This is a genomic window from Mycobacterium sp. NGS39 (assembly GCF_059812765.1).
This window is the reverse complement of sequence record NZ_JCALDH010000010.1, coordinates 13,760-36,607: the sequence shown is the minus strand read 5'-3', so window position 1 is coordinate 36,607 and position 22,848 is coordinate 13,760. Positions and strand designations below refer to the sequence as shown.

General features: G+C 68.6%; 22 protein-coding genes. 16 read left to right on the top strand and 6 right to left on the bottom strand.

The window, feature by feature from the left end; translation table 11 throughout:
* Positions 1-66 precede the first annotated feature (66 nt).
* The 6 genes from pdxH (at position 67) to AC5Y39_RS15115 (ending at position 6,118) form a co-directional block, all read left to right on the top strand.
* On the top strand, positions 67-729 hold the full coding sequence (pdxH, locus tag AC5Y39_RS15140; protein ID WP_500048241.1) for a pyridoxamine 5'-phosphate oxidase: 663 nt from the start codon (positions 67-69) through the stop codon (positions 727-729).
* A complete protein-coding gene (locus AC5Y39_RS15135) occupies positions 707-2,017 on the top strand; it encodes an MFS transporter (RefSeq protein WP_500019138.1) in 1,311 nt (436 codons plus the stop codon). Before pdxH ends, AC5Y39_RS15135 begins: the two co-directional genes overlap by 23 nt.
* A gap of 28 nt (positions 2,018-2,045) precedes the next feature.
* Entirely contained in the window at positions 2,046-2,693 is a 648-nt protein-coding gene (locus AC5Y39_RS15130; protein ID WP_500019139.1) for a TetR/AcrR family transcriptional regulator, read from the top strand.
* An 88-nt stretch (positions 2,694-2,781) separates the two neighbouring features.
* A complete protein-coding gene (locus tag AC5Y39_RS15125) occupies positions 2,782-4,089 on the top strand; it encodes a citrate synthase (RefSeq protein WP_500019141.1) in 1,308 nt (435 codons plus the stop codon).
* A gap of 168 nt (positions 4,090-4,257) precedes the next feature.
* Positions 4,258-5,697, top strand: a complete 1,440-nt coding sequence (locus tag AC5Y39_RS15120) for an MFS transporter (RefSeq protein ID WP_500019143.1) — start codon at positions 4,258-4,260, stop codon at positions 5,695-5,697.
* Positions 5,687-6,118, top strand: coding sequence for a MarR family transcriptional regulator (locus tag AC5Y39_RS15115; RefSeq protein ID WP_500019145.1), 432 nt, complete (start codon positions 5,687-5,689; stop codon positions 6,116-6,118). Before AC5Y39_RS15120 ends, AC5Y39_RS15115 begins: the two co-directional genes overlap by 11 nt.
* Here the strand turns inward: AC5Y39_RS15115 and AC5Y39_RS15110 are convergent.
* The 4 genes from AC5Y39_RS15110 to prrA all read right to left on the bottom strand — a co-directional run bounded on the left by AC5Y39_RS15110 (position 6,115) and on the right by prrA (position 10,042).
* Positions 6,115-7,575, bottom strand: coding sequence for a phytoene desaturase family protein (locus AC5Y39_RS15110; protein WP_500019219.1), 1,461 nt, complete (start codon positions 7,573-7,575; stop codon positions 6,115-6,117). The genes AC5Y39_RS15115 and AC5Y39_RS15110 overlap by 4 nt on opposite strands.
* A 10-nt stretch (positions 7,576-7,585) precedes the next feature.
* Positions 7,586-7,834, bottom strand: coding sequence for a DUF2630 family protein (locus tag AC5Y39_RS15105; protein ID WP_500019147.1), 249 nt, complete (start codon positions 7,832-7,834; stop codon positions 7,586-7,588).
* Between the two features lie 147 nt (positions 7,835-7,981).
* On the bottom strand, positions 7,982-9,337 hold the full coding sequence (locus tag AC5Y39_RS15100; protein ID WP_500019149.1) for a sensor histidine kinase: 1,356 nt from the start codon (positions 9,335-9,337) through the stop codon (positions 7,982-7,984).
* Between the two features lie 6 nt (positions 9,338-9,343).
* Entirely contained in the window at positions 9,344-10,042 is a 699-nt protein-coding gene (prrA, locus tag AC5Y39_RS15095) for a two-component system response regulator PrrA (RefSeq protein WP_500019151.1), read from the bottom strand.
* Positions 10,043-10,147: 105 nt separating this feature from the next.
* On the opposite strand from prrA, the gene AC5Y39_RS15090 reads away from it, so the two are divergent.
* Positions 10,148-12,028: an ABC transporter ATP-binding protein gene (locus AC5Y39_RS15090; RefSeq protein WP_500048240.1), complete on the top strand. Its 1,881-nt coding sequence runs from the start codon at positions 10,148-10,150 to the stop codon at positions 12,026-12,028.
* A 15-nt stretch (positions 12,029-12,043) separates the two neighbouring features.
* On the opposite strand, the gene AC5Y39_RS15085 is transcribed toward AC5Y39_RS15090, so the two are convergent.
* Complete coding sequence (locus AC5Y39_RS15085; RefSeq protein WP_500019155.1) at positions 12,044-13,183, bottom strand: FAD-dependent oxidoreductase; 1,140 nt, start codon at positions 13,181-13,183, stop codon at positions 12,044-12,046.
* A gap of 87 nt (positions 13,184-13,270) precedes the next feature.
* Here AC5Y39_RS15085 and AC5Y39_RS15080 point away from each other — a divergent pair, with 87 nt between their 5' ends.
* Both AC5Y39_RS15080 and AC5Y39_RS15075 read left to right on the top strand, forming a co-directional pair.
* A complete protein-coding gene (locus tag AC5Y39_RS15080) occupies positions 13,271-13,837 on the top strand; it encodes a TetR/AcrR family transcriptional regulator (protein ID WP_500019157.1) in 567 nt (188 codons plus the stop codon).
* Between the two features lie 60 nt (positions 13,838-13,897).
* The gene (locus tag AC5Y39_RS15075) at positions 13,898-14,578 is read left to right on the top strand and encodes a DUF5336 domain-containing protein (RefSeq protein WP_500019159.1); all 681 of its coding nucleotides are present in this window, start codon (positions 13,898-13,900) and stop codon (positions 14,576-14,578) included.
* A gap of 1 nt (position 14,579) precedes the next feature.
* Here AC5Y39_RS15075 and AC5Y39_RS15070 read toward each other — a convergent pair whose 3' ends face one another.
* A complete protein-coding gene (locus tag AC5Y39_RS15070; protein WP_500019161.1) occupies positions 14,580-15,971 on the bottom strand; it encodes a carboxyl transferase domain-containing protein in 1,392 nt (463 codons plus the stop codon).
* Positions 15,972-16,085: 114 nt separating this feature from the next.
* Here AC5Y39_RS15070 and AC5Y39_RS15065 point away from each other — a divergent pair, with 114 nt between their 5' ends.
* Genes AC5Y39_RS15065 through AC5Y39_RS15035 form a run of 7 tightly spaced genes read left to right on the top strand, consistent with a single transcriptional unit; the run spans position 16,086 to position 22,829 of the window.
* Positions 16,086-17,258 (top strand): glycosyltransferase family 4 protein, encoded by a 1,173-nt coding sequence (locus tag AC5Y39_RS15065; RefSeq protein WP_500019163.1) that lies wholly within the window; start codon positions 16,086-16,088, stop codon positions 17,256-17,258.
* Positions 17,255-19,396 (top strand): amylo-alpha-1,6-glucosidase, encoded by a 2,142-nt coding sequence (locus AC5Y39_RS15060; RefSeq protein WP_500019165.1) that lies wholly within the window; start codon positions 17,255-17,257, stop codon positions 19,394-19,396. Before AC5Y39_RS15065 ends, AC5Y39_RS15060 begins: the two co-directional genes overlap by 4 nt.
* Before the next feature lie 4 nt (positions 19,397-19,400).
* The gene (locus tag AC5Y39_RS15055) at positions 19,401-20,132 is read left to right on the top strand and encodes an enoyl-CoA hydratase (RefSeq protein ID WP_500019167.1); all 732 of its coding nucleotides are present in this window, start codon (positions 19,401-19,403) and stop codon (positions 20,130-20,132) included.
* A gap of 9 nt (positions 20,133-20,141) precedes the next feature.
* Complete coding sequence (locus AC5Y39_RS15050; protein ID WP_500019221.1) at positions 20,142-21,251, top strand: MBL fold metallo-hydrolase; 1,110 nt, start codon at positions 20,142-20,144, stop codon at positions 21,249-21,251.
* A gap of 56 nt (positions 21,252-21,307) precedes the next feature.
* On the top strand, positions 21,308-21,487 hold the full coding sequence (locus AC5Y39_RS15045; RefSeq protein WP_500019169.1) for an antitoxin: 180 nt from the start codon (positions 21,308-21,310) through the stop codon (positions 21,485-21,487).
* A 3-nt stretch (positions 21,488-21,490) separates the two neighbouring features.
* A complete protein-coding gene (locus AC5Y39_RS15040) occupies positions 21,491-21,934 on the top strand; it encodes a type II toxin-antitoxin system Rv0910 family toxin (protein ID WP_500019171.1) in 444 nt (147 codons plus the stop codon).
* A gap of 13 nt (positions 21,935-21,947) precedes the next feature.
* Positions 21,948-22,829, top strand: a complete 882-nt coding sequence (locus tag AC5Y39_RS15035) for an amidohydrolase family protein (RefSeq protein ID WP_500019173.1) — start codon at positions 21,948-21,950, stop codon at positions 22,827-22,829.
* The last annotated feature ends 19 nt before the right edge of the window (positions 22,830-22,848 follow it).

The following is a 22,848-nucleotide window of genomic DNA, read 5'->3' as shown; positions in this document are numbered from 1 at the left end:
CCGGCTCGCCGGCGCTGTCTACCGGTCGGTAACCACCACTGCGCTGCTGCGGCGTAGCGTTGCCGCGTGGCGCGACCGGACAACGAGCACCTGGCACGGATGCGAGCCGAATACGGTTCGGCGGAGAAGGACGGCAGTCCCGATCTGGACGTCGACTGGCTTGCCGACGGATGGGTTGCGTTGCTGTGCAAGTGGATTGACGACGCGGAACGCGCAGGTGTGGCGGAGCCCAACGCGATGGTGCTGGCCACGGTCGACCGTCGGGGAAGGCCGGCGAGCCGGTCGGTGTTGTGCAAGAGCGTGCACCATACCGGCATCACGTTCTTCACCAATTACGACTCCGCGAAAGGTGTCGAGCTGGCCGCGACACCGTATGCGTCAGCGACGTTCCCGTGGTACGCGCTGGGCCGTCAGGTCCACGTACGCGGGCCTGTGAGCAAAGTCACCGCGCAGACCACCGCGGAGTACTGGTCGAAACGGCCGCGGGGCTCGCAGCTGGGCGCGTGGGCATCCGCGCAATCGCAGCCCATCGGCTCGCGCGCCGAGTTGCTGGACCGACTCAAAGAGGTCACGGAACGCTTCGCCGGCGTCAACGAGATTCCCGTACCGCCCAATTGGGGCGGCTACCTCATCGGCCCGGACGTCGTCGAGTTCTGGCAGGGCCGGGAAAACCGGTTGCACAACCGAATTCGGGTACACGACGGCCGTGTCGAACGTCTCCAGCCGTAGCTCGCGGCTGCTGGCGGACACCGCGCCGCTGCGCACGCCCGACTTCCGCCGGCTGTGGCTGGCCGGTGTGGTCACCGTCATCGGCGCCAACCTGACGATCTTCGCGGTGCCGGTGCAGATTTATGCGCTCACCCAGAACTCGGCGTACGTCGGGCTGTCGGGCCTGTTCGCGCTGGTGCCGCTCATCGTGTTCGGGCTGTGGGGCGGTGCCTGGGCCGATGCGATGGACCGGCGCCTGCTGCTGATCATCGCGTCCTGCGGGCTGGCGCTGGCGTCGGTGCTGCTGTGGGCGCAGGCGGCGTTGTCGCTCAACAACGTGTGGGTGGTGCTGTGCCTGCTGTCGGTGCAGCAGGCGTTTTATGCGATCAATTCGCCCACTCGCGCTGCGGCGATCCCTCGGATGTTGCCGGGCGAGCAGCTGCCCGCTGCGAACTCGTTGAACATGACCGTGACGCAGTTCGGCGCGATCGTCGGGCCGCTGCTGGCCGGTGTGCTGCTGAAGTGGGTGGACCTCTCGGCGCTGTATCTGATCGACGCGATCACCTGCTGCGCGCCGATCTGGGCCACGTTCCGGTTGGCCAAGATGCCGCCCACCGGCGAGCGTTCCGCGGGGTGGGGGTTCGCCGCGGTCTGGGACGGGTTCCGCTACCTGGCCGGCCACACCGTCGTGCTGATGTCCTTCGTCGTCGACATCATCGCGATGGTGTTCGGCATGCCGCGCGCGCTGTTCCCGCAGATCGCGCACCAGAGTTTCGGCGGGCCGGTCGAGGGCGGCACCACGATGGCGCTGCTGGCGGCGGCGATTTCGGCGGGAGCGGTGGCCGGTGGCGTGTTCTCCGGTTGGCTGCCGCGGATTCGGCGGCAAGGGCTGGTGGTGGTCGCGGCGATCGTGGTCTGGGGGCTGGCCATGGTCGGCTTCGGGCTGTCGTCGGGCGCGGCGAACGGAACCGGGGGCCTCATGCTCGGGACGGCCGTCGTGTTCCTGGCGATCGGCGGTGCGGCGGACATGGTGTCCGCGGCGTTCCGGTCGACGATCCTTCAGCAGGCCGCCTCCGACGAGGTGCGTGGTCGGTTGCAAGGCGTGTTCATCGTCGTCGTCGCGGGCGGGCCGCGGCTCGCCGACGCCGTGCACGGTGCCGCCGCTGCTGCCGTCGGCACCACGGTGGCCGCTGCGGGCGGCGGGGCGCTGGTGGTCGTCGGGGTGCTCATCGCGGCGCTCGCGGTGCCCGCGTTCGTCCGGTACCGCGTGGCCGTCGCCGGTGACGAGCCCACCGAACCCGGCGACTAGCCCGGTTTTGCGCGTTACGATCCTGTTCGTGGTGGAGGTGGACGGGGCGGGGGCGCCTGGCCTGCGCGAACGCAAGAAGCAGCGCACCCGGTCGATGCTGATCGATGCCGCGGTGCAGCTGTGCGACGAGCAGGGCTACGACCGCACGACCGTCGACCAGATCGCCGCGGTCGCCGACGTCTCGCCGCGGACGTTCAGCCGCTACTTCGCCACCAAGGACGCCGTCATCCTCGCGCTGATCGACGACATGACCGCTGAGATCGCCGTGCATCTCGGGCAGCAGCCGCCCGACCTAAGCCCCGTCGACGCGTTGTTCGCCGCCCACGTCGCGATGATCCGGGCCACGGCGACGGCGTCGGCCGGCGACTTCACCACCGAACGGCTGAAAACCATTGCGCGCATTGTCAATTCGTCACCTGCGCTGCGGCTGGCAGCCAGCGATTTCCGCGACCACGCGGTCACGGCGGCGCTCGCCGCGCGGATGGGTGTCGGTGTCGACGACAAGAAACTGCAGCTCGCGGTCGCGGTGTTCGCGACGATTCTGTTGCACGCGGTCGCCGCGTTCGGCCCGGACACCGACTGGCCCCGGGTGGACGCAGACGCGCTGGCCGCGGTGTTGACCGAGACCTATGAACAGTTCACGGACGTCTGCACCGGCTCGCGGGCACGTGTGTGACCTGCTGTCCTAACCCCGCGCGGGCGCGCCGCCGAGAATACGGCTACCGTTTTGTAGGCTCACCCTCACCAGCGAAGAAGGGACTCTCGTGGCCGACAACTCATCCAATGCCGAAGAGTTCGCCACCCTTCAATACCCCGGGGGTGAGCTCGAGTTACAGATAGCGCGCGCCACTGAGGGCGCCGACGGGATCGCACTGGGCAGCCTGCTGTCGAAATCCGGCTACACCACGTTCGATCCCGGCTTCGTCAACACCGCGTCGACGAAGAGCGCGATCACCTACATCGACGGCGACGCCGGCATTTTGCGCTACCGCGGCTACCCGATCGAGCAGCTCGCCGAGAAGTCGACGTTCATCGAAGTGAGCTATCTGCTGATCTACGGCGAGCTGCCCACCAAGGAACAGCTGGCCAAGTTCACCACCCAGATTCAGCGACACACTCTGCTCCATGAGGACCTGAAGCGGTTCTTCGACGGCTTCCCGCGCAACGCGCATCCGATGCCGGTGCTGTCCTCGGCGGTCAACGCGCTTTCGGCCTACTACCAGGACTCGCTGGACCCGTTCGACGACGAGCAGGTGGAGTTGTCGACGATCCGGCTGCTGGCCAAGCTGCCGACGATCGCGGCGTACGCATACAAGAAGTCGGCCGGCCAGCCTTTCCTTTATCCGGACAACTCGCTGACGCTGGTGGAGAACTTCCTGCGAATGACGTTCGGGTTCCCGGCCGAGCCGTACGAGGTGGACCCCGAGGTGGTTCGGGCCCTGGACATGCTGTTCATCCTGCACGCCGACCACGAGCAGAACTGCTCGACGTCGACCGTGCGCCTCGTCGGGTCGTCGCAGGCCAACCTGTTCACCTCGATCTCCGGCGGCATCAACGCACTGTGGGGGCCGCTGCACGGCGGCGCGAACCAGGCGGTGCTCGAGATGCTGGAGAAGATCCGCGCCGCCAAGGGCGACGTCCACGACTTCGTCAAGCGCGTCAAGAACCGCGAGGACAACGTCAAGCTGATGGGCTTCGGCCACCGCGTGTACAAGAACTACGACCCGCGCGCCCGCATCGTCAAAGAGCAGGCCGACAAGATCTTGGGCAAGCTCGGCGGCGACGACGAACTGCTGGACATCGCCAAGGCGCTCGAAGAGGTCGCGCTCACCGACGACTTCTTCATCGAACGCAAGCTGTACCCGAACGTCGACTTCTACACCGGCGTGATCTACCGCGCGATGGGCTTCCCGACGCCGATGTTCACGGTGCTGTTCGCCTTGGGACGCCTGCCCGGCTGGATTGCGCACTGGCGCGAGATGCACGACGAGCCGGGTGGCAAGATCGGCCGGCCGCGGCAGATCTACACCGGCTACGGCGAGCGCGACTACAAGACGATCGACAGCCGCTAGCCCGCCTCCTTCGCGAGCGTGCGCGTCTGCGCGCCCCGCCTCCTTCGCGAGCGTGCGCGTCTGCGCAGCGACACGCCGCGAATGCCGTACCGCTGCGCACGCTCGCGGGTGCCGAGAGCGACATCTCTCACCTCGCGCGCCCGACAGTTGTACTTTTACAATCGTTGAATGAGCACGCTCAGCCCCCGACGCAAGGCGATCATTCTGACGTCCTGTTGCCTGAGCCTGCTGATCGTGTCGATGGATGCGACGATCGTCAACGTCGCAATCCCCGCGATCCGCGCTGACCTTCGCGCATCCGCCTCGCAACTGCAGTGGGTCATCGACATCTACACATTGGCGCTCGCGTCGCTGCTGTTGCTGTCCGGCGCGGCCGCCGACCGGTTCGGGCGCAGACGCACCTTCCAAATCGGGCTCAGCGTCTTCGCGCTGGGCTCGCTGCTGTGCAGCCTCGCGCCGAGCATGGGCGCGCTGATCGGAGCGCGGCTGGTGCAGGCCATCGGCGGGTCGATGATGAATCCCGTTGCGATTTCGATCATTACGCAGGTGTTCACCGGGCGCGTCGAACGAGCTCGCGCGATCGGCATCTGGGGCGGGGTCGTCGGCATCTCGATGGCCTTGGGCCCCATAGTCGGTGGCGGGCTCATCCAGTGGATCGACTGGCGCGCGGTGTTCTGGATCAACCTGCCGATCTGTGCGGCAGCGATTCTGTTGACCGCCATCTTCGTCCCTGAATCGAAGTCCGCGTCCATGCGCGACGTAGACCCCGTCGGGCAGGCGCTGGGCATGGTTTTTCTGTTCGGCGTGGTGTTCGTGCTCATCGAGGGCCCGTCGATGGGGTGGGCGAACCCGCGCACTATCGCGGTGATCGCCATCGCCATCACCGCTTTCGTCGGCTTCCTTCGCTATGAGTCCCGCCGCCGCGATCCGTTCATCGACCTTCGCTTCTTCCGCAGCGTGCCGTTTTCAGCGGCGACGATGATCGCGGTCTGCGCGTTCGCGGCGTATGGCGCGTTTTTGTTCATGATGTCGCTGTACCTGCAAGCGCAGCGCCACTTCTCGGCGCTGCACACCGGCTTGATCTATCTGCCGATCGCCCTTGGCGCACTTGTCTTTTCACCGCTGTCCGGTCGACTGGTCGGCCGCTTCGGCAGCCGTCCGTCACTATTGGCCGCCGGCGCGCTGATCACTGCGGCGACGCTGATGCTGACCCAGATCAGCGAGACCGCGCCGGTGTGGCTGATCTTGGTGGTATTCGGCATCTTCGGGATCGGCTTCGCCATGGTCAATGCGCCGGTAACCACGGCCGCGGTGAGCGGAATGCCGAGGGACCGCGCCGGAGCCGCCTCGGCGGTGGCGTCGACGAGCCGGCAGATCGGCGTGAGTGTCGGTGTGGCACTGTGCGGCTCGCTCGCGGGTGGGGCGCTGGCCGCCCATGCTGATTTCGCCACAGCCGCGCGGCCGCTGTGGTTCGTCTGTGCGGCACTCGGCTTGGCCGTCGTGGTGCTCGGGGTGGTGTCGACGTCGCCGCGGGCGATCCGCTCGGCGGAGCGGCTTGCCCCATTGATAGCCGGACCTGATCACCGAGAGTCAGCGCGTGCCGCGTAACCGGTTGGCCGACGAGGTCTGGCGGCAGATGTCGGCGTTGGTCCTCGACAACAAGGACCGCTGGCGGCGCGATGTCGTCGACCGGACAGGTCTGCCGTTCAGCAGAATTCGCATCCTGCGGCGGCTGCGCCGAGGGCCGATGACGGTGAGGCAGATCGCCGATGCCGCGACCATCGATGCACCTGCGGCGACCGTGGCCGTCAACGACCTCGAGGCGCGTGGACTGGTGGCGCGGCGCCCTGACCCGGCCAACCGACGCTGCAAGCTCGTGTCCTTGACGCACGCGGGCCGCGACCTCGTCGCATTGATCGATGCCGTCGACGATCCGGCGCCCGAAGCACTCTCATCGTTGGGCGACGACGATCTCCAGCTGCTGCACGACCTGCTTGGTCGCGCTGCTGCGAACGCGGGGCACGGCTAAGACTCGAGGACCGCCATCGCGGCATTGTGGCCGCCGATTCCAGACACACCGCCGCCTCGACGAGTCCCGGCCCCGCACAACAGGATTCGATCATGCGCGGTAGCCACGCCCCAGCGACGGGCAGGGCTGTCCAGAGGTTCGTCGTCCTCGGCGAACGGCCACGCGAGCCCGCCGTGGAAGATGTTGCCGGCCGTCATACCCAGCGTGGATTCCAGGTCGGCGGTGGTCTTGGTTTCCACACAACCCTGCATCAGTACTTCCTGAATCGGTTCTGCTAGAATTGAATTCAGCGAATCGAGCACCGCCGACGTCAGCTGCTCACGAGAGCCCAGACCATGCGGGGTGTGCAGGCCGAACACCGTCAGCGTCTGCGCACCCGACGCCCGCAACGCCGGCGACAGAATGCTGGGATCGGCCAGGGAGTGGCAGTAGATCTCGCAGGGCAACGGCGTGGGAATCGCACCGGCCGCAGCGGCGGCGTACGCCGACTCCAGTTGACCGAACGTCTCGTTGACGTGGAAAGTGCCGCCGAACGCCTGCTCGACGGCGACGCTGCTGTCTCGTAGCCGCGGAAGCCGTCGCAGCATCATGTTGATCTTCACCTGGCTGCCGGGAGCCGCTGGCGGCGCAGGTTCGCCCAGAAGCGACGCCAGAACCGTCGGCGTCACTCCCGCCAACACCCATGCGCCGTGCACCAGACGCTCGTCGTCATGCACTCGGTAACGCACGTCGCCACCCGGATCGATCGCGAAAACATCTGCGCCCGTGACGATTTCGGCGCCATACCGAGTGGCCGCGGAAGAGAGCGCGTCGGTGAGCGCGCCCATGCCGCCGATCGGCACGTCCCAGTCACCACCGATCAGGTGGTACAGGAAGCACACGTTCTGCCGCAGCGACTCGTCGTCGAGCCTTGCGAAGGTGCCGATCAGCGCGTCCGTGGCGATCACACCGCGCGTCAGGTCGTCAGGTGCTGCAGTGCGGATCGCCTGACCGATCGGCTGCTCGATCATCGACGCCCACGCCGCGTCGTCACCGACCCGTCGGCGCGCCGCGCTGCGCGACAACAGCGGCGAGGTCATGGTCGGCCACAGGGCATCCGTGACCCTGCGGCAGCGGCGGTAGAAGTCGTCGGCGATGCCGCGGTGGGGCCCGACGAGCAATCCGCGCCGTCCGCCCGAAGCGGGATCCGGCGTGTACGACGAATACCGTCTCCGGGCCAGCCGCACCGGCAGTTCCAGGTCGTCGACGACCAGCGAAGGCAGAAGACTGACCAGATACGCATACCGCGAGATGCGCGCGTCGACGCCGGCGAACGGGCGCTGCGACACCGCCGCACCGCCGACCTGGTGCAGCCGCTCGAGCACCAGAACCCGCTTGCCGGCGCGCGCCAGGTAGGCGGCGGCGACCAGACCGTTATGACCGCCGCCGACGACGACGGCGTCGTAAGCCGCTGTCAGTTCGACCCCGTCAGTTCAAGTAGCCCTCGACCTGATCGGCGGGGCGTTCCTGCGCATCCTTGGGATCACCACCGGTCTCGCGCAGCGCGCGACGCTGCCGCAACAGGTCCCAGCACTGGTCCAGCTGTGCTTCCAGCGCGTTGAGCCGCGCCTGCTCTTCGTCGCCGCTGATCTCGCCGCGCTGAAGTTTTGCGCGCAGCTTCTTCTCCTCGGCGACCAGCTCGTTGATCCGGGTCAAGGTGTCGTTGTCCTCTGCCACCACCCCAGTGTGCCCGCTACCGTGAGCGGGGCGACAGGCAAACCCGAGATCGACTTCCCCATCCGCCGGTTCAGGCGCGGCGCGAGCGTGCGTCGAATGCCGGCGTCATCGGCGTGTCGCTGACCCGACACGCACGCTCGGCGAAAGTCAGAAGGGTGACGGCTTCGGCCCGGGCAGCCGTAGCAGCAGCCGGGCGCCACCCAGCGGGCTGGCCTCCAAAGACGCTGTGCCACCGTGCAATTCGGCCTGCTGGGCGACCAGCGCCAAGCCCAGACCCGACCCGGAGTGCGAGGCCGTCGAGCCGCGGGCGAACCGCTCGAACACCACCGCGCGTTCCTCTTCCGGGACCCCGGTGCCGTTGTCGTCGATGGCGATCTCCACGCCGTCGCGAGAACTGACTGCCGACAACTGAATTCGCGTCGCTCCACCGTGCTTGACCGCGTTGGCGATCGCGTTGTCCACGGCCAGCCGCAGACCGGCAGGCAAGCCCACGATGATCACCGACGGCGACGGCATCAGCGACACGTCCAGGTCGGGATAGATGCGGATCGCGTCATGCGCGGCCCGGTCGAGCAGCTCGGTGATGTCGACGGGCACGTGGTCGTCGGAGGTCGACAGCTCGCCTTGAGCCAGCCGCTCCAAAGCCGACAGCGTCGCCTCGATCCGCGACTGCGTGCGGATCACGTCGTTGAGCACTTCCTTGCGCTGCTCGTCGGGAAGATCCAGCGTGGCCAGCACTTCCAGGTTGGTGCGCATGGCGGTCAGCGGCGTGCGCAGCTCGTGGGCAGACACCGACGCGAAGTCGCGGGCCGATGCCAGCGCGGCCTTGGTACGGTCCTGCTCGTTGAAGATGCGCTGCAGCATGCCTTCCACGGCGTCGGCGATCTCCACCGCCTCGGTGGCGCCGCGGATCTCCAGGTCGGGCGCCTCGTCGCCGGCGTCGATCGAGCGGGCTTGCTGCGCAAGGCGTTTCAGCGGGCGCACGGCGAACGCGGCCAGCAGCCACCCGAAGACGCCCGCGGCCACGATTGCGAACATGCAGATGAAGATCACGCGGCGGTGCAGGTTGTTGGTGTCGGCGATGGTGTCGTCGTAGGTGGCGCCCACGGCCAGCGACATCGGCGGCTCGGACCCGCGGATGTCGACCGTGCGGACGCGGTAGCGCACCCCGCCGACGTTGGTGTCGGCGTAGTCGGCCGTCAGCGGCGGCAACACCACGTCGGAATTGGAGCGGACCTGGTCGCCTTTACGCACGGTGATGACGACGTCCTGGTCGTTGGGCGACGGCGGGATCTGCTCCAGTCCCCGCGGCACGAACGGCACCGCGAACCCGGCGGCCTCGTCGAGCCGGCGGTCCAGCCGCTCGAGGCGGTCGTTGGTGATGCCGACCCACACCACGGTGCCGACGATCAGCACCGGGATGGCCGCGCCGATGGCCGTCGCGAAGGCGACCCTCGTCCGAAGTGACGGGGTGCGCCGGAAAATGCGTGACAGCCGGTTCATCGGTGACTACTGCGTTCGCAGGACGAAGCCCACTCCACGAACAGTGTGCAGCAGCCGCGGCGCGCCGCCCGCCTCGAGCTTGCGGCGCAGGTAACCGATGAACACGTCGACCACGTTGGTGTCGGCGGCGAAGTCGTAACCCCAGACCAGCTCCAGCAGTTGTGCCCGCGACAGCACCGCGGTCTTGTGTTCGGCGAGCACCGCCAGCAGATCGAACTCCCGCTTGGTCAGGTCGACGTCCACGCCGTTGACCCGAGCGCGCCGGCCTGGGATGTCGACCTCCAGCGGCCCCACCTGGATGGTCTCGGAGCTGAAGGTCGCGGTGGAGCCGCGACGGCGCAGCAGCGCCTTGACCCGCGCGACGAGCTCGGCGAGAACGAACGGCTTGACCAGGTAGTCGTCGGCGCCGGCTTCCAGCCCGGCCACCCGGTCGTCCACTGAGCTGCGCGCCGAGAGCACGCACACCGGCACGTCGTTGTCCATCGCCCGCAGCGCGGTGACCACGCTGACGCCGTCCAGCACGGGCATGTTGATGTCGAGGACGATCGCGTCGGGCCTGGTCTCGGTCGCGCTGCGCAATGCCTCGGCGCCGTCGGTCGCGGTCGCGACGTCGAACCCGGACAGCCGCAGCCCGCGCTCCAGCGACGCGAGCACGTCGGCGTCGTCATCCACTACCAGCACACGCGGAGAGGCAGCACTGTCCATATGCACAATATTGCCTGATTGGCGACCCGAAGCGGGGGACGTGCAGGGCCTTCCCGGCGGGGAATGTTTGACCTCCACCTTTGTTGAGGTTCTAGCGTGGGCGCGATGAGCATGGAATCGGTGGCCCGGACCACCCTGTACCGGGAGATGAGCGCGCGCGGCGGCGACCTGCGCTCGCTGGCTGACCGCGCGCTGATGCGCCGGATCTGGCGGTTCGCCGGTCGGCATCATCGCAGGCTCGCGGTGTTCGTCGCGGTGAGCGTCGGCACGGCGCTGCTGGCGGTGGCCACCCCGATGTTGGCCGGCAAGGTGATCGACGCGATCGTGCGCGGCGGGCCGTCGTCGACGGTCGTGGTGCTGGCACTGGTGATCGCCGCCGTGGCGCTGGCCGAGGCCGGCACCGCGCTGGTGACACGCTGGCTGTCGTCGACGATCGGCGAAGGGCTGATCCTGGACCTGCGTACGGCCGTCTTCGACCACGTCCAGCGGATGCCCGTCGCGTTCTTCACCCGCACCCGCACCGGCGCGCTGGTGAGTCGCCTCGGCAATGACGTCATCGGCGCGCAGCGGGCGTTCTCCGACACGCTGTCCGGTGTGGTGTCCAACGCGGTGACGCTGACGCTGACGCTCGCGGTGATGATCGGGATCTCGTGGCAGGTGACGCTGCTCGCGCTGCTGCTGGTGCCGTTGTTCGTGGTGCCGGCGCGGCGGATCGGCTCGACGATGGCGCGGCTGAGCCGGGAAGGCGCGATCCACAACGCCGCGATGAATACCCAGATGACAGAACGCTTTTCGGCCCCGGGCGCGACGCTGGTCAAGTTGTTCGGCAGCCCGGAGCGCGAGTCTGCTGAGTTCGCGGTGCGCGCCGGGCGGGTGCGCGACATCGGCGTGCGTTCGGCGATGCTGCAGTCGACGTTCATGAACTCTCTGACGCTGATGTCGGCACTGGCGCTGGCGCTGGTGTACGGGCTGGGCGGGATGCTGGCCATCGGCGGCCATTTGCAGGCGGGAGCGATCGTGTCGCTGGCGCTGCTGCTGACACGCCTGTACGCGCCGTTGACCGCATTGGCCAATGCGCGCGTCGAAATCGCCAGTGCGCTGGTCAGTTTCGAGCGGGTGTTCGAGGTGCTCGACCTGGTGCCGCTGATCCGGGAGTCTTTCGACGCCGTCGCGGTTCCCGACGGGCCCGTGCGAATCGAATTCGACGACGTGCGGTTCAGCTATCCGTCGGCGGACAAGGTGTCGCTGGCCTCTTTGGAGGAGGTGGCCGAGCTGGATGATCGCGGCGGAGTCGAAGTGCTGCACGGCATTTCGTTCACCGCCGAGCCCGGTCAGATGGTGGCCCTGGTCGGATCGTCGGGCGCGGGAAAGTCGACCATCGCGTCGCTGCTGGCCCGCCTCTATGATGTCGACTCCGGCGCGATCAGGCTGAACGGCGTCGACGTGCGTGACGTCACGTTCGCGTCGCTGCGTGAAACCATCGGCATGGTCACCCAGGACGGGCACCTGTTCCACGAGTCGATCCGCTCGAATCTGCAACTGGCTGCGCCGCAGGCCACCGACGACGAACTCTGGGAAGCACTGCGCCGGGCCCGGCTCGCGGACGTGGTCGCCGATATGCCCGACGGCCTGGACACCGTGGTGGGGGAGCGGGGATACCGCTTGTCGGGCGGGCAGCGTCAGCGCCTGACGATCGCGCGTTTGCTGCTGGGACAATCCCGCGTCGTCGTACTCGACGAAGCCACCGCGTCTCTGGACTCCGCCTCGGAATCCGCTGTGCAGCAAGCACTTTCGGAGGCGCTGACCGGCCGCACGTCGATCGTGATCGCACACCGGCTGTCCACGGTGCGCGCCGCCGACGTGATCCTGGTGGTCGAGGACGGCCGCATCGTCGAGCGCGGCACTCACGAGCAGCTGCTGGCCCGCGGCGGCCGCTACGCCGAGTTGTACGTCACCCAGTTCGGCGACGACGCGGCCGCCGCCTGAAATCGCGCGGCGGAGCTAGCGGTACACCAGACCACTGAGCTGCCAGGCCAGCTTGCTGCGGACAGCGGGCACGCGAGAAGCCAACGGCATCAACGTGTTCCGGATCGGCCGCAATGCCGGCGGCAGAGTAGCCAGCCGAGTCAGTCGGTCGGTCAACTGCAGCACCTTCTGGGCCATCGGCCGTCGTGCCGCGCTGTAGCGGTCGAGCAAGACCTCCGGCGCGCCGCCGACCACGCGGTCCAGCACCTCGGCCAGCGCGATGGCGTCCTGGATGCCCAGGTTCATGCCCTGTCCGCCGGCCGGGCTGTGTACATGCGCGGCGTCGCCGGCCAGCACGAGCCGGCCCGCGCGATAGGTGTCGGCCACGCGGTGGTGGATGCGAAAATGCGAGCCCCACAGCACGTCTCCGACGGCGAGCCGGCCCGCACCGAAGCCGCGCTCGTCGAGGATCTGCTGCACGAACGCTTGTGACGGCTCTCGCGGCGCGTCGGGTGCAGGCGCGACGATGCGGAACACGTCGCCCGGCAGCGGCGCGACGACCAGCAGCCCCGCCCGCGCGTAGAACAACAGGATCTCGCCGACCGGCACGTCACCGCGCAGCCGCACGTCGGCCAGCGCGAACTCCTCTGCGTAGGCGTGTCCGCGGAAGCCGATGCCGGCGGCCGCGCGTACGGCGCTGTGCATGCCGTCGGCGCCCACGACGTAGCGCGCCGCGATCTGGTCGCCGTCGTCGAACGTCGCCACCGCCCCGTCGGCGTTCTGTCGCACACCCACCAGCTTCTTCGGGCGCACCACTTGCCCGCCGAGCTCTTCGAGGCGATCGAGCAGCACCCGCTCGGTTTCGGCCTGGGAGATCATCAGCGTGTACGGGTACGGCGTGGGCAGGCCGCTGAAATCCAGCGGCATCAGAACCCGGTCGCGGTCGCGAATGCTGAAGCTGCGCGCCTGAATGCCATGCTTGACCAGCTGATCGGTGACGTCGATCTGCTCCAGCACCTCCAGCGTTCGGGCGGCCACCGCGGCGGCGCGCGACGTGTTGGCGCCTGCGGGCAACGCGTCGACCAACGTAGTCCGCACGCCCCTTCCGACAAGCGCCGCGGTCAAAGTGAGCCCCGTCGGGCCGGCGCCCACGACCAGTACGTCCGTCGAATCCATCGCGACCTCCTTTGTCAACGCTTGTTGACTTGCAGCATGCGCTCGAATGCCGCTAATGTCAACGCCTGTTGGCCTACACTTGTTGACGTGACGGCGAAGCGCTCCGAGCAGACCAAGGCGGCGATCCTGGCCGCGGCCCGCGAGCGCTTCGCTGCGGTGGGCTACGAGGCCGCGACCATCCGCGCCATCGCCGCCGACGCCGGGATCGACCCGGCGATGGTGATGCGCTATTTCGGCAGCAAGGACCGCCTGTTTGCGGCCGCGGCGCAATTCGACCTGCGTTTTCCGGACTTGACGACGTCGCCGCGCGACCGGCTCGGCGAGGCGCTGGTGCGCCATTTCCTCGACCGCTGGGAGCGCGACGAGGCGCTTGTCCTGCTGCTCAAGTCCAGCGCCACCAACGCCGAGGCGGCCGACAGGATGCGGCAGATCTTCGTGGGTCAGCTCGAGCCGATGGTCGCGACCCTGGCCGCGGATGCGGCAGCACAGAGGGCCGGGCTGATCGCCACCCAGATTCTGGGCCTGGCGATGTGCCGCTACGTGCTGAAACTTCCTCCGGTGACGGCGATGACGCATGACGACGTCGTCGGCTGGCTAGGGCCGACGCTGCAGCGTTACCTCGACGCGCCGGCCGCCCGCGCAGCCGGGCGATAGGGTCGATGCGCGATAGCCGCGGCGACGGTCCGCTGGACCGCGCTGGACAAGGAGCAGGTGATGACGTATTCGACGGGCCCGGGCGGCTACGGCGGCCCGCCGCAAGGACCGCAGACACAGGGCTACGGCGCCCCGCCCAGGGAGGATCGAGGCCTGCCGTTCTACATGAACCTCGGCGTCGTCGCCCTCGGCATCATCAGTTTCTTCCTCGGCTTCGCGCCGTACGCCCAAGGCGGCGCGGTGTCGCGCAGCGGCGGCCCTTCCGACGACGACAACACGATGAGCTTCTTCGACAACTTCGGGGTCGGCGTGGGCGTCATCGGCCTGAGCCTGCTGTTGGCCGCGGGGCTGATCGCCGGGTTCGCGTTGCTGCCCAAGCAGCGTGCCAACGAAGCGGCCGTGGCCGGCCTGTCGATCGCCGGCTTCTTGTCGCTGCTGTTCTTGCTCATCGGATTGGTGGACAGTCTGGGCGGTCAGGAGTTCGGCGCCGGGGTAGGGCTGATCCTGGCTCTGGTGACCGGGTTTTTGCAGTCGGCGCTCGCAGTGGCCGCGCTGCTGATATCGGCCGGCGTGATCAAGCCGCCCGCGCCCAGGCAGCCGCAGTACGGCTACTACGGCAGCCCTGGCTACGGCACGCAGGGCCAGCCGCAGCAGCCCTACTACGGCGCGGGCCAGCCCGGTTATCAACAGCCGCCGCCATCGCAGCCGCCGTCGCAGCCGCCGCAGCAGAATCCATGGTGAGTCAGCCCAGCATCCGGTAGCGCGCCAGCCGGTCGGCGTTGCGCTGCTCGTCGGGCATGCTGCGCAGCGCGCCCAACTCGGCGGCAATCGCGCGCGACAGCCGCTTGACGAACTCGATCGGCTCCTCGGCGGCGTCCGGATGCTCGGGCACGATCGCGTCGACGATCCCGGCCGCCAGCAAGTCGGCCGACCGGATGCCTTGCGCCGCAGCCAATTCTGCTGCATGTGCCGTGTCGCGGTACACGATTGCGCTGGCACCTTCGGGCGGCAGCGGCGCCAGCCACCCGTGCAACGCGGCCAGCACCCGGTCGGCGGGCACCATTGCCAGCGCCGGGCCGCCGCTGCCCTGCCCGAGCAGTACCGAGACCGTCGCCGTGGGCAACGTGACCAGTTCTGCCAGACACTGTGCGATCTCGCCTGCGAGGCCGCCCTGCTCGGCGTCGGCCGACAGCGCCGGCCCGGAGGTGTCGATCACCAGCACCAGCGGCAGTCGCAGTCCAGCGGCCAGCGCCATTCCCCGGCGCGCCTCGCGCAGTGCGGCCGGACCCACGCTGTCGCTGGTGCGCTTCTGCCCCAGCAGCACGGCCGGCTGGCCACCGAACCTGGCGAGGGCAAGCACCGTCGCGTGTCCTTGACCGGTGCCGGAGAGCACCACCTTCTCGGTCGCGCCATGTCGCAGCAGAAAGCCGACACCGGGACGGTCGGGACGACGTGACGCCAGCACCGAGTCCCAGGCCGGCACGTCGGGCGTCGGCTCCGCCTCGGGTATCTCCGGCGCCGGTGCCGGTGGGTCGACGATCACTTTCAGCGCCCGCTCCAGCGTGCGCCGCAGCCACTTCAGCGGCACCACGCCGTCGATCACGCCGTGCCGCTGCAGGTTCTCCGCGGTCTGGATGCCCGCCGGAAACGGCTCGCCGTAGAGCTGCTCGTAGACCCGCGGTCCCAGAAAGCCGATCAACGCGCCGGGTTCGGCGATGGTCACGTGGCCCAGCGAGCCCCACGACGCGAAAACGCCGCCTGTCGTCGGGTGCCGCAGATACACCAGATACGGCAGATGGGCCCGCTTGTGCTGCTCCACCGCCGCGGCGATCTTGACCATCTGCAAAAACGCGACGGTGCCCTCCTGCATCCGGGTTCCGCCGGAGCTCGGTGACGCCAACAGCGGCAGACGCTCACGGGTCGCGCGTTCGACGGCTGCAGTGATCCGCTCCGCCGCGGCCACGCCGATGGACCCCGCCTGGTAGTCGAACTCGCTCGCCACCACCGCGACGCGGCGGCCATGCACTCGGCCCTCGCCGCTGAGCACCGACTCCTCGCCACCGGTGTCCCAACTGACGAACGATCCGGCATCGAGCACGGCGTCGCGCAACTGCGCGGGGGAGATCCGGCTCACCGCACCACGGTATCGGCCGCGAGTTCGACTGGCGGAGAAGGACTCTCGTCGCCATAATTAGCAGTCGTCGATCGAGAGTGCTAACGCGAGGCGGACAGAAGGGAGGAGTTATTGATGCGTGGCACTGACTTCGTCCGGGATGCCGAGGTGGTCCAGCCGATGCGGATCGTGCTCGTCGCCCCGCCGTACTTCGACGTGCCGCCGAAGGGCTACGGGGGCACCGAAGCAGTGGTTGCCGACTTGGCCGACGCGCTGGTGGACCGCGGCCACGACGTGACGCTGCTGGGCGCCGGCGAACCCGGCACCAAGGCGCGGTTCGTGCCGCTGTGGGACCACACCGTCGGCGACCGGCTGGGTCAGCCGTACCCCGAAGTGATGCACGCGGCCAAGGTGCGCAACGCCATCGCCCGCCTCGCTGTCAACGACGGGGTCGACCTCGTGCACGACCACACCTTCGCCGGGCCGCTCAACGCGCCGTTCTACAAGGCACTCGGCATACCGACCGTGGTCACGGTGCACGGGCCGATCGACGACGACCTGTATCCCTACTACCGCGAGCTCGGCAGTGATGTCGCGCTGGTCGCGATCAGCGATCGGCAGCGGGAACTCGCCCCGGACCTCAACTGGGTGGGCCGCGTGCACAACGCGTTGCGGGTCGACGACTTCCCGTTCCAGGCCGACAAGGGCGACTACGCATTGTTCTTGGGCCGGTTCGCCAGCTACAAGGGTGCGCATCTGGCCTTGGAGGCCGCCCACGCCGCCGGTGTGCCCCTGGTGCTGGCCGGCAAGTGCGACGAGCCGCACGAGCAGGTCTACTTCGACGAACAGGTGCGCCCGCTGCTCACCGACACCGACCACGTCTTCGGCCCCGCCGACGCGCACAGCAAGCGCAAGTTGCTGGCGGGAGCGCGCTGCGTGCTGTTCCCGGTGCAGTGGGAGGAACCGTTCGGGATGGTGATGATCGAGGCCATGGCGTGCGGCACGCCGGTGGTCGCGCTGCGAGCCGGGGCGGTACCGGAAGTCGTCGCCGACGGCGTGACCGGCTTCATCTGCGACGACCCGGCGCAGCTGCCGGCCGCGATGGACAAGGTCGACACGATCGACCCGGCCGCGTGCCGCCGGCACGTCGCGACCCGGTTCAGCGTCGCCGCGTTCGGCTCGGGCTACGAACGCATCTACCGCCGCATGGTCGGCCAGCGCACCTTCAGCGCCCGCCGCATGCCGTGGCGCCGGTCCCGGCGCCGGGTCGCCGAGGTGCCGCGCCCTGCTGAGAAGGTCAGCGCATGACCGGCCAGCCGACCCCGCTCAACGGCAGCGAACCCGCCGCGATCGGTTCCGGCGGCGACACGGTGACGCTGGTCGAAGGCGCAACCTTCTGCCTGTCGGACCGGCACGGCGACGTGCGTGCGGGCAAATCGCACGGACTGTTCTTCCGTGACGCCCGCGTGCTGTCCCGATGGGAATTGCGCGTCGACGGCAAGACCGCCGAGGCGCTGGATGTGCAGGCTCCGGAAGCCTTTGCGGCGCAATTCATTTCGCGACGCCCGCCGCGGTCGGGCACCGCTGACAGCACGCTGCTGATCGTGCGTGACCGGTTGGTCGCCGACGGCATGCGCGAGACGATCTCGGTGTACAACCTCGACCGCGAGAGCACCGTGGTGTCGCTGGAACTGCACGCCGATGCCGACTTCACGGACCTGTTCGCGGTGAAGGAGGGCCGCGCGGCCACCGCGAGCGCCGACAAGGCGGTGCTGAACCGCGAGCTGATGCTCTACGACCCGATGGACCGCGTGCGGGGGCTGAGCATCAGCGCGTCGGGAGATCCTGTCGTGCTGCCCGGCTCGCTGTCGTGGCGCGTGGTCGTGCCACCCGGTGGATGCTGGCAGACCGAGGTGCTTGCGCAGCCGACGTGGGTCGACCAGAAGGTGGCCAGCCGCTTCGGCCGGACAGACGAGCCGGAGTCCAGCGGACCGGCCCGCAAGATCGAGGCCTGGCGCGACACCACCACCGCCGTGGCGGCCGACGATCCGGTGCTGTCGCTGGTGCTGCAGCGCACCGAGAGCGACCTGGGCGCGTTGCTGGTGACCGACGAGGTGCACGGCCGCCCGTTCGTGGCCGCCGGCGCACCCTGGTTCATGACGCTGTTCGGCCGCGACAGCCTGTTGACCGCCTGGATGGCGTTGCCGCTCGACGTGGAATTGGCCGTTGGGACTCTGCAACTGCTGAGCAAGGTGCAGGGCCGGCGGGTGGATCCGATCACCGAGGAAGAACCGGGCCGGATCATGCACGAGGTGCGCCGCGGCCCGGCCAGCGACGCGGTGCTCGGCGGCACGGTGTACTACGGGTCGATCGACGCGACACCGCTGTTCGTGATGCTGCTCGGCGAATGCTGGCGGTGGGGCGCCGACCCGGCGGAGGTGCGGTCGCTGCTGCCCGCGGCCGACGCCGCGCTGGACTGGATGGCGCGCTACGGCGACCGTGACGGCGACGGGTTCATCGAATACCGGCGCGCCACCGATCGCGGCCTGATCAACCAGGGCTGGAAGGACAGCTTCGACGGCATCAACGACGCCGACGGGCGGCGCGCCGAACCGCCGATCGCGCTGTGCGAAGTGCAGGGGTATGCGTACGCGGCGATGCTGGCCCGCGCAGAGCTGGCCGAGGAGTTCGGCGAGTCCGGCGACGCGGAGCGCCTGCGGCAGCGGGCCGCCGAGCTACGCGAGCGGTTCTGCGAGGTGTTCTGGCTGCCGGACCGCGGGTGGTATGCCACTGGCCTGGACCGGTGGAAACGCCCGATCGACGCGCTGACCAGCAACGTGGGCCACTGCCTGTGGACCGGTATCGCTCCCGACGAGCACGCGGCCAAGATCATCGAGCGGCTGTCCGGCGCCGAGATGGACAGCGGGTTCGGGCTGCGAACCCTGGCCACCACCATGGGCTGCTACAACCCGATGAGCTACCACAACGGTTCGGTGTGGCCGCATGACACCGCGATCGCGATCGCCGGGCTGCTGCGGTACGCACACCTGCCGGGTGCGGTGGAGCTGGCCGAGCGGCTGGCCCACGGGCTGCTGGACGCGGCGGGCGCATTCGGCGGCCGGTTGCCGGAGCTGTTCTGCGGCTTCCCCCGCGAGCAGTTCGCTTCGCCGGTGCCGTATCCGACGTCGTGTTCGCCGCAGGCGTGGGCCAGTGCGGCGCCGTTGCTGCTGGTGCGCTCGTTTTTGGGCCTGCACCCGCATGTGCCGCACCGGCGGCTGGAGGTATCGCCGCGGCTGCCGTCGGCCTGGGGACGGCTCGAGCTCGCGGACCTGCGGCTGGGGCCGGTGACCGTGCACATCGAAGCCGAGGGTGAGGCGGTCAAGACGTCGGGGCTGCCCGAGGACTGGCAGCTGGTGACGCCCGATTCGGCGTCCTCGATATGGTGACGTCATGATCGGTGTCACCCGGGTCGACAAGGTCACCACTATCGAGATGCAGCGGCCGGACCGTCGCAACGCGCTGAATTCCGAGCTCGTCGAGGAGCTGCGCAAGGCGATCGAGCAGGCGGGGGCCGACGACATCCGCGCGATCGTGCTGACCGGGCAGGGCAGTGTGTTCTGCGCCGGGGCCGATCTGTCCGGCGACGCGTTCGCCGCGGACTATCCCGACCGGCTGATCGCCCTGCACAAGTCCATCGACGAGGCGCCGATGCCGGTGATCGGCGCCATCAACGGCCCCGCGATCGGCGCGGGCCTGCAGTTGGCCATGATCTGCGACCTGCGGGTGGTGTCGCCGGACGCGTTCTTCCAATTCCCGACCTCCAAATATGGTCTGGCGCTTGACAATTGGAGCATCCGACGGCTGTCGTCACTGGCCGGGTACGGTCGCGCGCGGGCGATGTTGCTGACCGCGGAGAAGCTGGCCGCCGACGTCGCGCTGCAGACGGGGCTGGCCAACCGGATCGGCTCGCTGGCCGACGCGCAGAAGTGGGCCGAGGAGATCGCCGGGCTGGCACCGCTGGCGCTGCGCCACGCCAAACGCGTGCTCAACGACGACGGCGCCTACGAAGAACAGCGACCCGTGCACAAGGAATTGTTCGACAAGGCATGGAACAGCCAGGACGTGGTCGAGGCGCAGGTGGCGCGCTTGGAGAAGCGGCCGCCGAACTTCAAGGGCGCCTGAGCGGCCATGTTGTCGGGCGCGCTGCGGGTCGGCGTCGGCACGGCCACACTGCTGGGCGGGGGGTGGTTGCTGCGCGCGCTGCGGGGCGCGCCGGCCGCGCTGGGCGCCAGCCCGCTGGCCATCCGGGAGGTCGCCGCCGGGTCGCCGAACTACCGCAACGGCGCGTTCGTGAACCTCGAGCCCACGTCGATGTTCGAGGTCAGCCGCGAAGAGCAGCGGATCATGCTGCGCGAGATGCTCGGCGGGCGCACAGGCCGCCCACCCAACAAGATTCCGGTGGAACGGCCGGCGGGCCTGGGCACACCGACGTCGCTGGCGGTCACCTGGTTCGGTCACGCCAGCGCACTGGTGGAGGTCGACGGCTACCGCGTGCTCACCGACCCGGTGTGGAGTGAGCGCTGCTCGCCGTCGCACGCCGTGGGCCCGCAGCGGCTGCATCCGCCGCCGATCCCGCTCGAGTCGCTGCCGGCCGTCGACGTCGTGGTGATCAGCCACGACCACTACGACCACCTCGACCTCGACACTGTGCTGGCGCTCGCCCGCAGCCAGCGGGCGCCGTTCGTGGTCCCGCTGGGCGTCGGCGCGCATCTGCGCAGCTGGGGCATCCCGAACCGGCGCATCGTCGAATTGGATTGGCAGCAAAGCACTTCCATCGACGACCTGACCCTGGTGTGCACACCGGCGCGGCATTTCTCCGGCCGGTTCGTCAGCCGCAACACCACGCTGTGGGCGTCGTGGGTGATCGCCGGGCCGCGCCACCGCGCCTACTTCGGCGGCGACACCGGCTACACGCGCAGCTTCGCCGAGATCGGTTCGCAGCACGGCCCGTTCGACCTCACGCTGCTGCCGGTGGGCGCGTACAACAAGCTCTGGCCGGACATCCACATGAATCCCGAGGAAGCCGTCCGCGCGCACGTCGACCTCAACGGTGCCGCCAAAGGCGTTCTGCTGCCGATTCATTGGGGCACGTTCCGGCTCGCACCGCACCCGTGGGCCGAGCCCGTCGACCGGCTCGTCCCCGCGGCAGCGGACGCCGGCGTCGACGTCGCGGTGCCCAAGCCCGGTCACCGTCTCGAGCTGCCGGCTTCGTCCGCGCGGGACGAATGGTGGCGCATGTAAGCCTCGACGGCCGGCCTCGCTTGTAAAGACGACGGGCGCTCGACGACAATGACGGCATGAGTTTCCTCGACAAGGCCAGAGACCTGCTGGGCAAGAACGCCGACAAGGTCGAAACCGCGATCGACAAGGCGGCCGACATCGTCGACTCCAAGACACAGGGCAAGTACAAAGACACCGTCGACAAGGTCCAGGAAGCGGCGAAAAAGGCCGTCGACAAGGGCAACCCGAAGACCTGACATATGGCGAAACTCTCCGTCTCCGTCGATGTCCCGCTGCCGCCGGAGAAGGCCTGGGACTGCGCCTCTGACCTGTCGCGCTACAAGGAGTGGCTCACCATCCACCGGGTGTGGCGCAGCAAGCTGCCCGAGACCCTGGACAAAGGCACCGTGGTCGAGTCCATCGTCGAGGTCAAGGGCATGCCCAACCGGATCAAGTGGACGATCGTGCACTACAAGCCGCCGCAGGCGATGACACTCAACGGCGACGGCAAGGGCGGCGTCAAGGTCAAGCTGATCGGCAAGGTGAAGCCCAACGACGACGATCCGTCGAGTTCGCAGGTCACGTTCGACGTACACCTGGGCGGCCCCGCGCTGTTCGGCCCGATCGGGATGCTCGTCGCCGGAGCGCTCAAGAGCGACATCCGGGAATCGCTGGACAACTTCAAGGCGGTCTTCGCGGCGTAGCTCCGGAGGGCAGATGTACGAGTACGGCATCGATTTCGCCGGCGTTCAGGCGATCGACATCCACACCCACGTGGAGGTCGACAGCCACGGGCACAAGGCCACCGACGACCAGCTCGCCGCAGCCACCCAGCAGTACTTCAAGCTCGGCCCCGAGAGCAGCTTCACCGTGGACCAACTGGCCGAGCACTACCGCCAGCGCAACATCGCCGCGGTGGTGTTCACCATCGACGCCGAGTCCGCGTCGGGACATCCGCCGAACTCCATCGACGACATGGTGGACGGCGCCGCTCGCAACAACGACATCCTGATCCCGTTCGGCAGCGTCGACCCGTGGAAAGGTCAGCGGGCGGTGCGCCGCGTGCGCAACTTGGTTCACGACCATGGCGTCAAGGGGTTCAAGTTCCATCCCAGCGCGCAGGCGTTCGACCCGAACGACAGGCGGTTCTACCAGATCTACGAGGCGATCGCCGAGGCCGGCGTCCCGGCGCTGTTCCACACCGGGCAAACGGGCCTGGGCGCCGGCATGCCGGGCGGCTACGGCATCAAGTTGCGCCACTCCGACCCGATGCTGCTCGACGACGTGGCCGCCGACTTCCCCGAGCTGACGATCGTGATGGCCCACCCCGCGGTGCCGTGGGTGGACTCGCAGATCGCGATCGCCACGCACAAGGCGAACGTCTACATCGACCTGTCGGGCTGGTCGCCGAAGTATTTCCCGCCGCAGCTGGTGCACGCGGCCAACCGTCAGCTCAAGCACAAGGTGTTGTTCGGTACCGACTTTCCGTTCATCCAGGTGGATCGTTGGCTTCGCGATTTCGACAGCCTCGGCATGGATCCCGACGTGCGGCGGCTGATCTTCAAGGAGAACGCCCTGCGCGTACTGGGCCTCACCTAGTTTGGGCCTCACCTAGCCC

What these genes read in the sequence shown, in the direction of transcription:
- AC5Y39_RS15120 (WP_500019143.1), top strand. Translation starts at nt 4,258, where the DNA reads ATGAGCACGCTCAGCCCCCGACGCAAGGCGATCATTCTGACGTCCTGT.
- AC5Y39_RS15100 (WP_500019149.1), bottom strand. Translation starts at nt 9,337, where the DNA reads ATGAACCGGCTGTCACGCATTTTCCGGCGCACCCCGTCACTTCGGACG.
- prrA (WP_500019151.1), bottom strand. Translation starts at nt 10,042, where the DNA reads ATGGACAGTGCTGCCTCTCCGCGTGTGCTGGTAGTGGATGACGACGCC.
- AC5Y39_RS15090 (WP_500048240.1), top strand. Translation starts at nt 10,148, where the DNA reads ATGAGCATGGAATCGGTGGCCCGGACCACCCTGTACCGGGAGATGAGC.
- AC5Y39_RS15085 (WP_500019155.1), bottom strand. Translation starts at nt 13,183, where the DNA reads ATGGATTCGACGGACGTACTGGTCGTGGGCGCCGGCCCGACGGGGCTC.
- AC5Y39_RS15075 (WP_500019159.1), top strand. Translation starts at nt 13,898, where the DNA reads ATGACGTATTCGACGGGCCCGGGCGGCTACGGCGGCCCGCCGCAAGGA.
- AC5Y39_RS15065 (WP_500019163.1), top strand. Translation starts at nt 16,086, where the DNA reads ATGCGTGGCACTGACTTCGTCCGGGATGCCGAGGTGGTCCAGCCGATG.
- AC5Y39_RS15060 (WP_500019165.1), top strand. Translation starts at nt 17,255, where the DNA reads ATGACCGGCCAGCCGACCCCGCTCAACGGCAGCGAACCCGCCGCGATC.
- AC5Y39_RS15055 (WP_500019167.1), top strand. Translation starts at nt 19,401, where the DNA reads ATGATCGGTGTCACCCGGGTCGACAAGGTCACCACTATCGAGATGCAG.
- AC5Y39_RS15045 (WP_500019169.1), top strand. Translation starts at nt 21,308, where the DNA reads ATGAGTTTCCTCGACAAGGCCAGAGACCTGCTGGGCAAGAACGCCGAC.
- AC5Y39_RS15040 (WP_500019171.1), top strand. Translation starts at nt 21,491, where the DNA reads ATGGCGAAACTCTCCGTCTCCGTCGATGTCCCGCTGCCGCCGGAGAAG.
- AC5Y39_RS15035 (WP_500019173.1), top strand. Translation starts at nt 21,948, where the DNA reads ATGTACGAGTACGGCATCGATTTCGCCGGCGTTCAGGCGATCGACATC.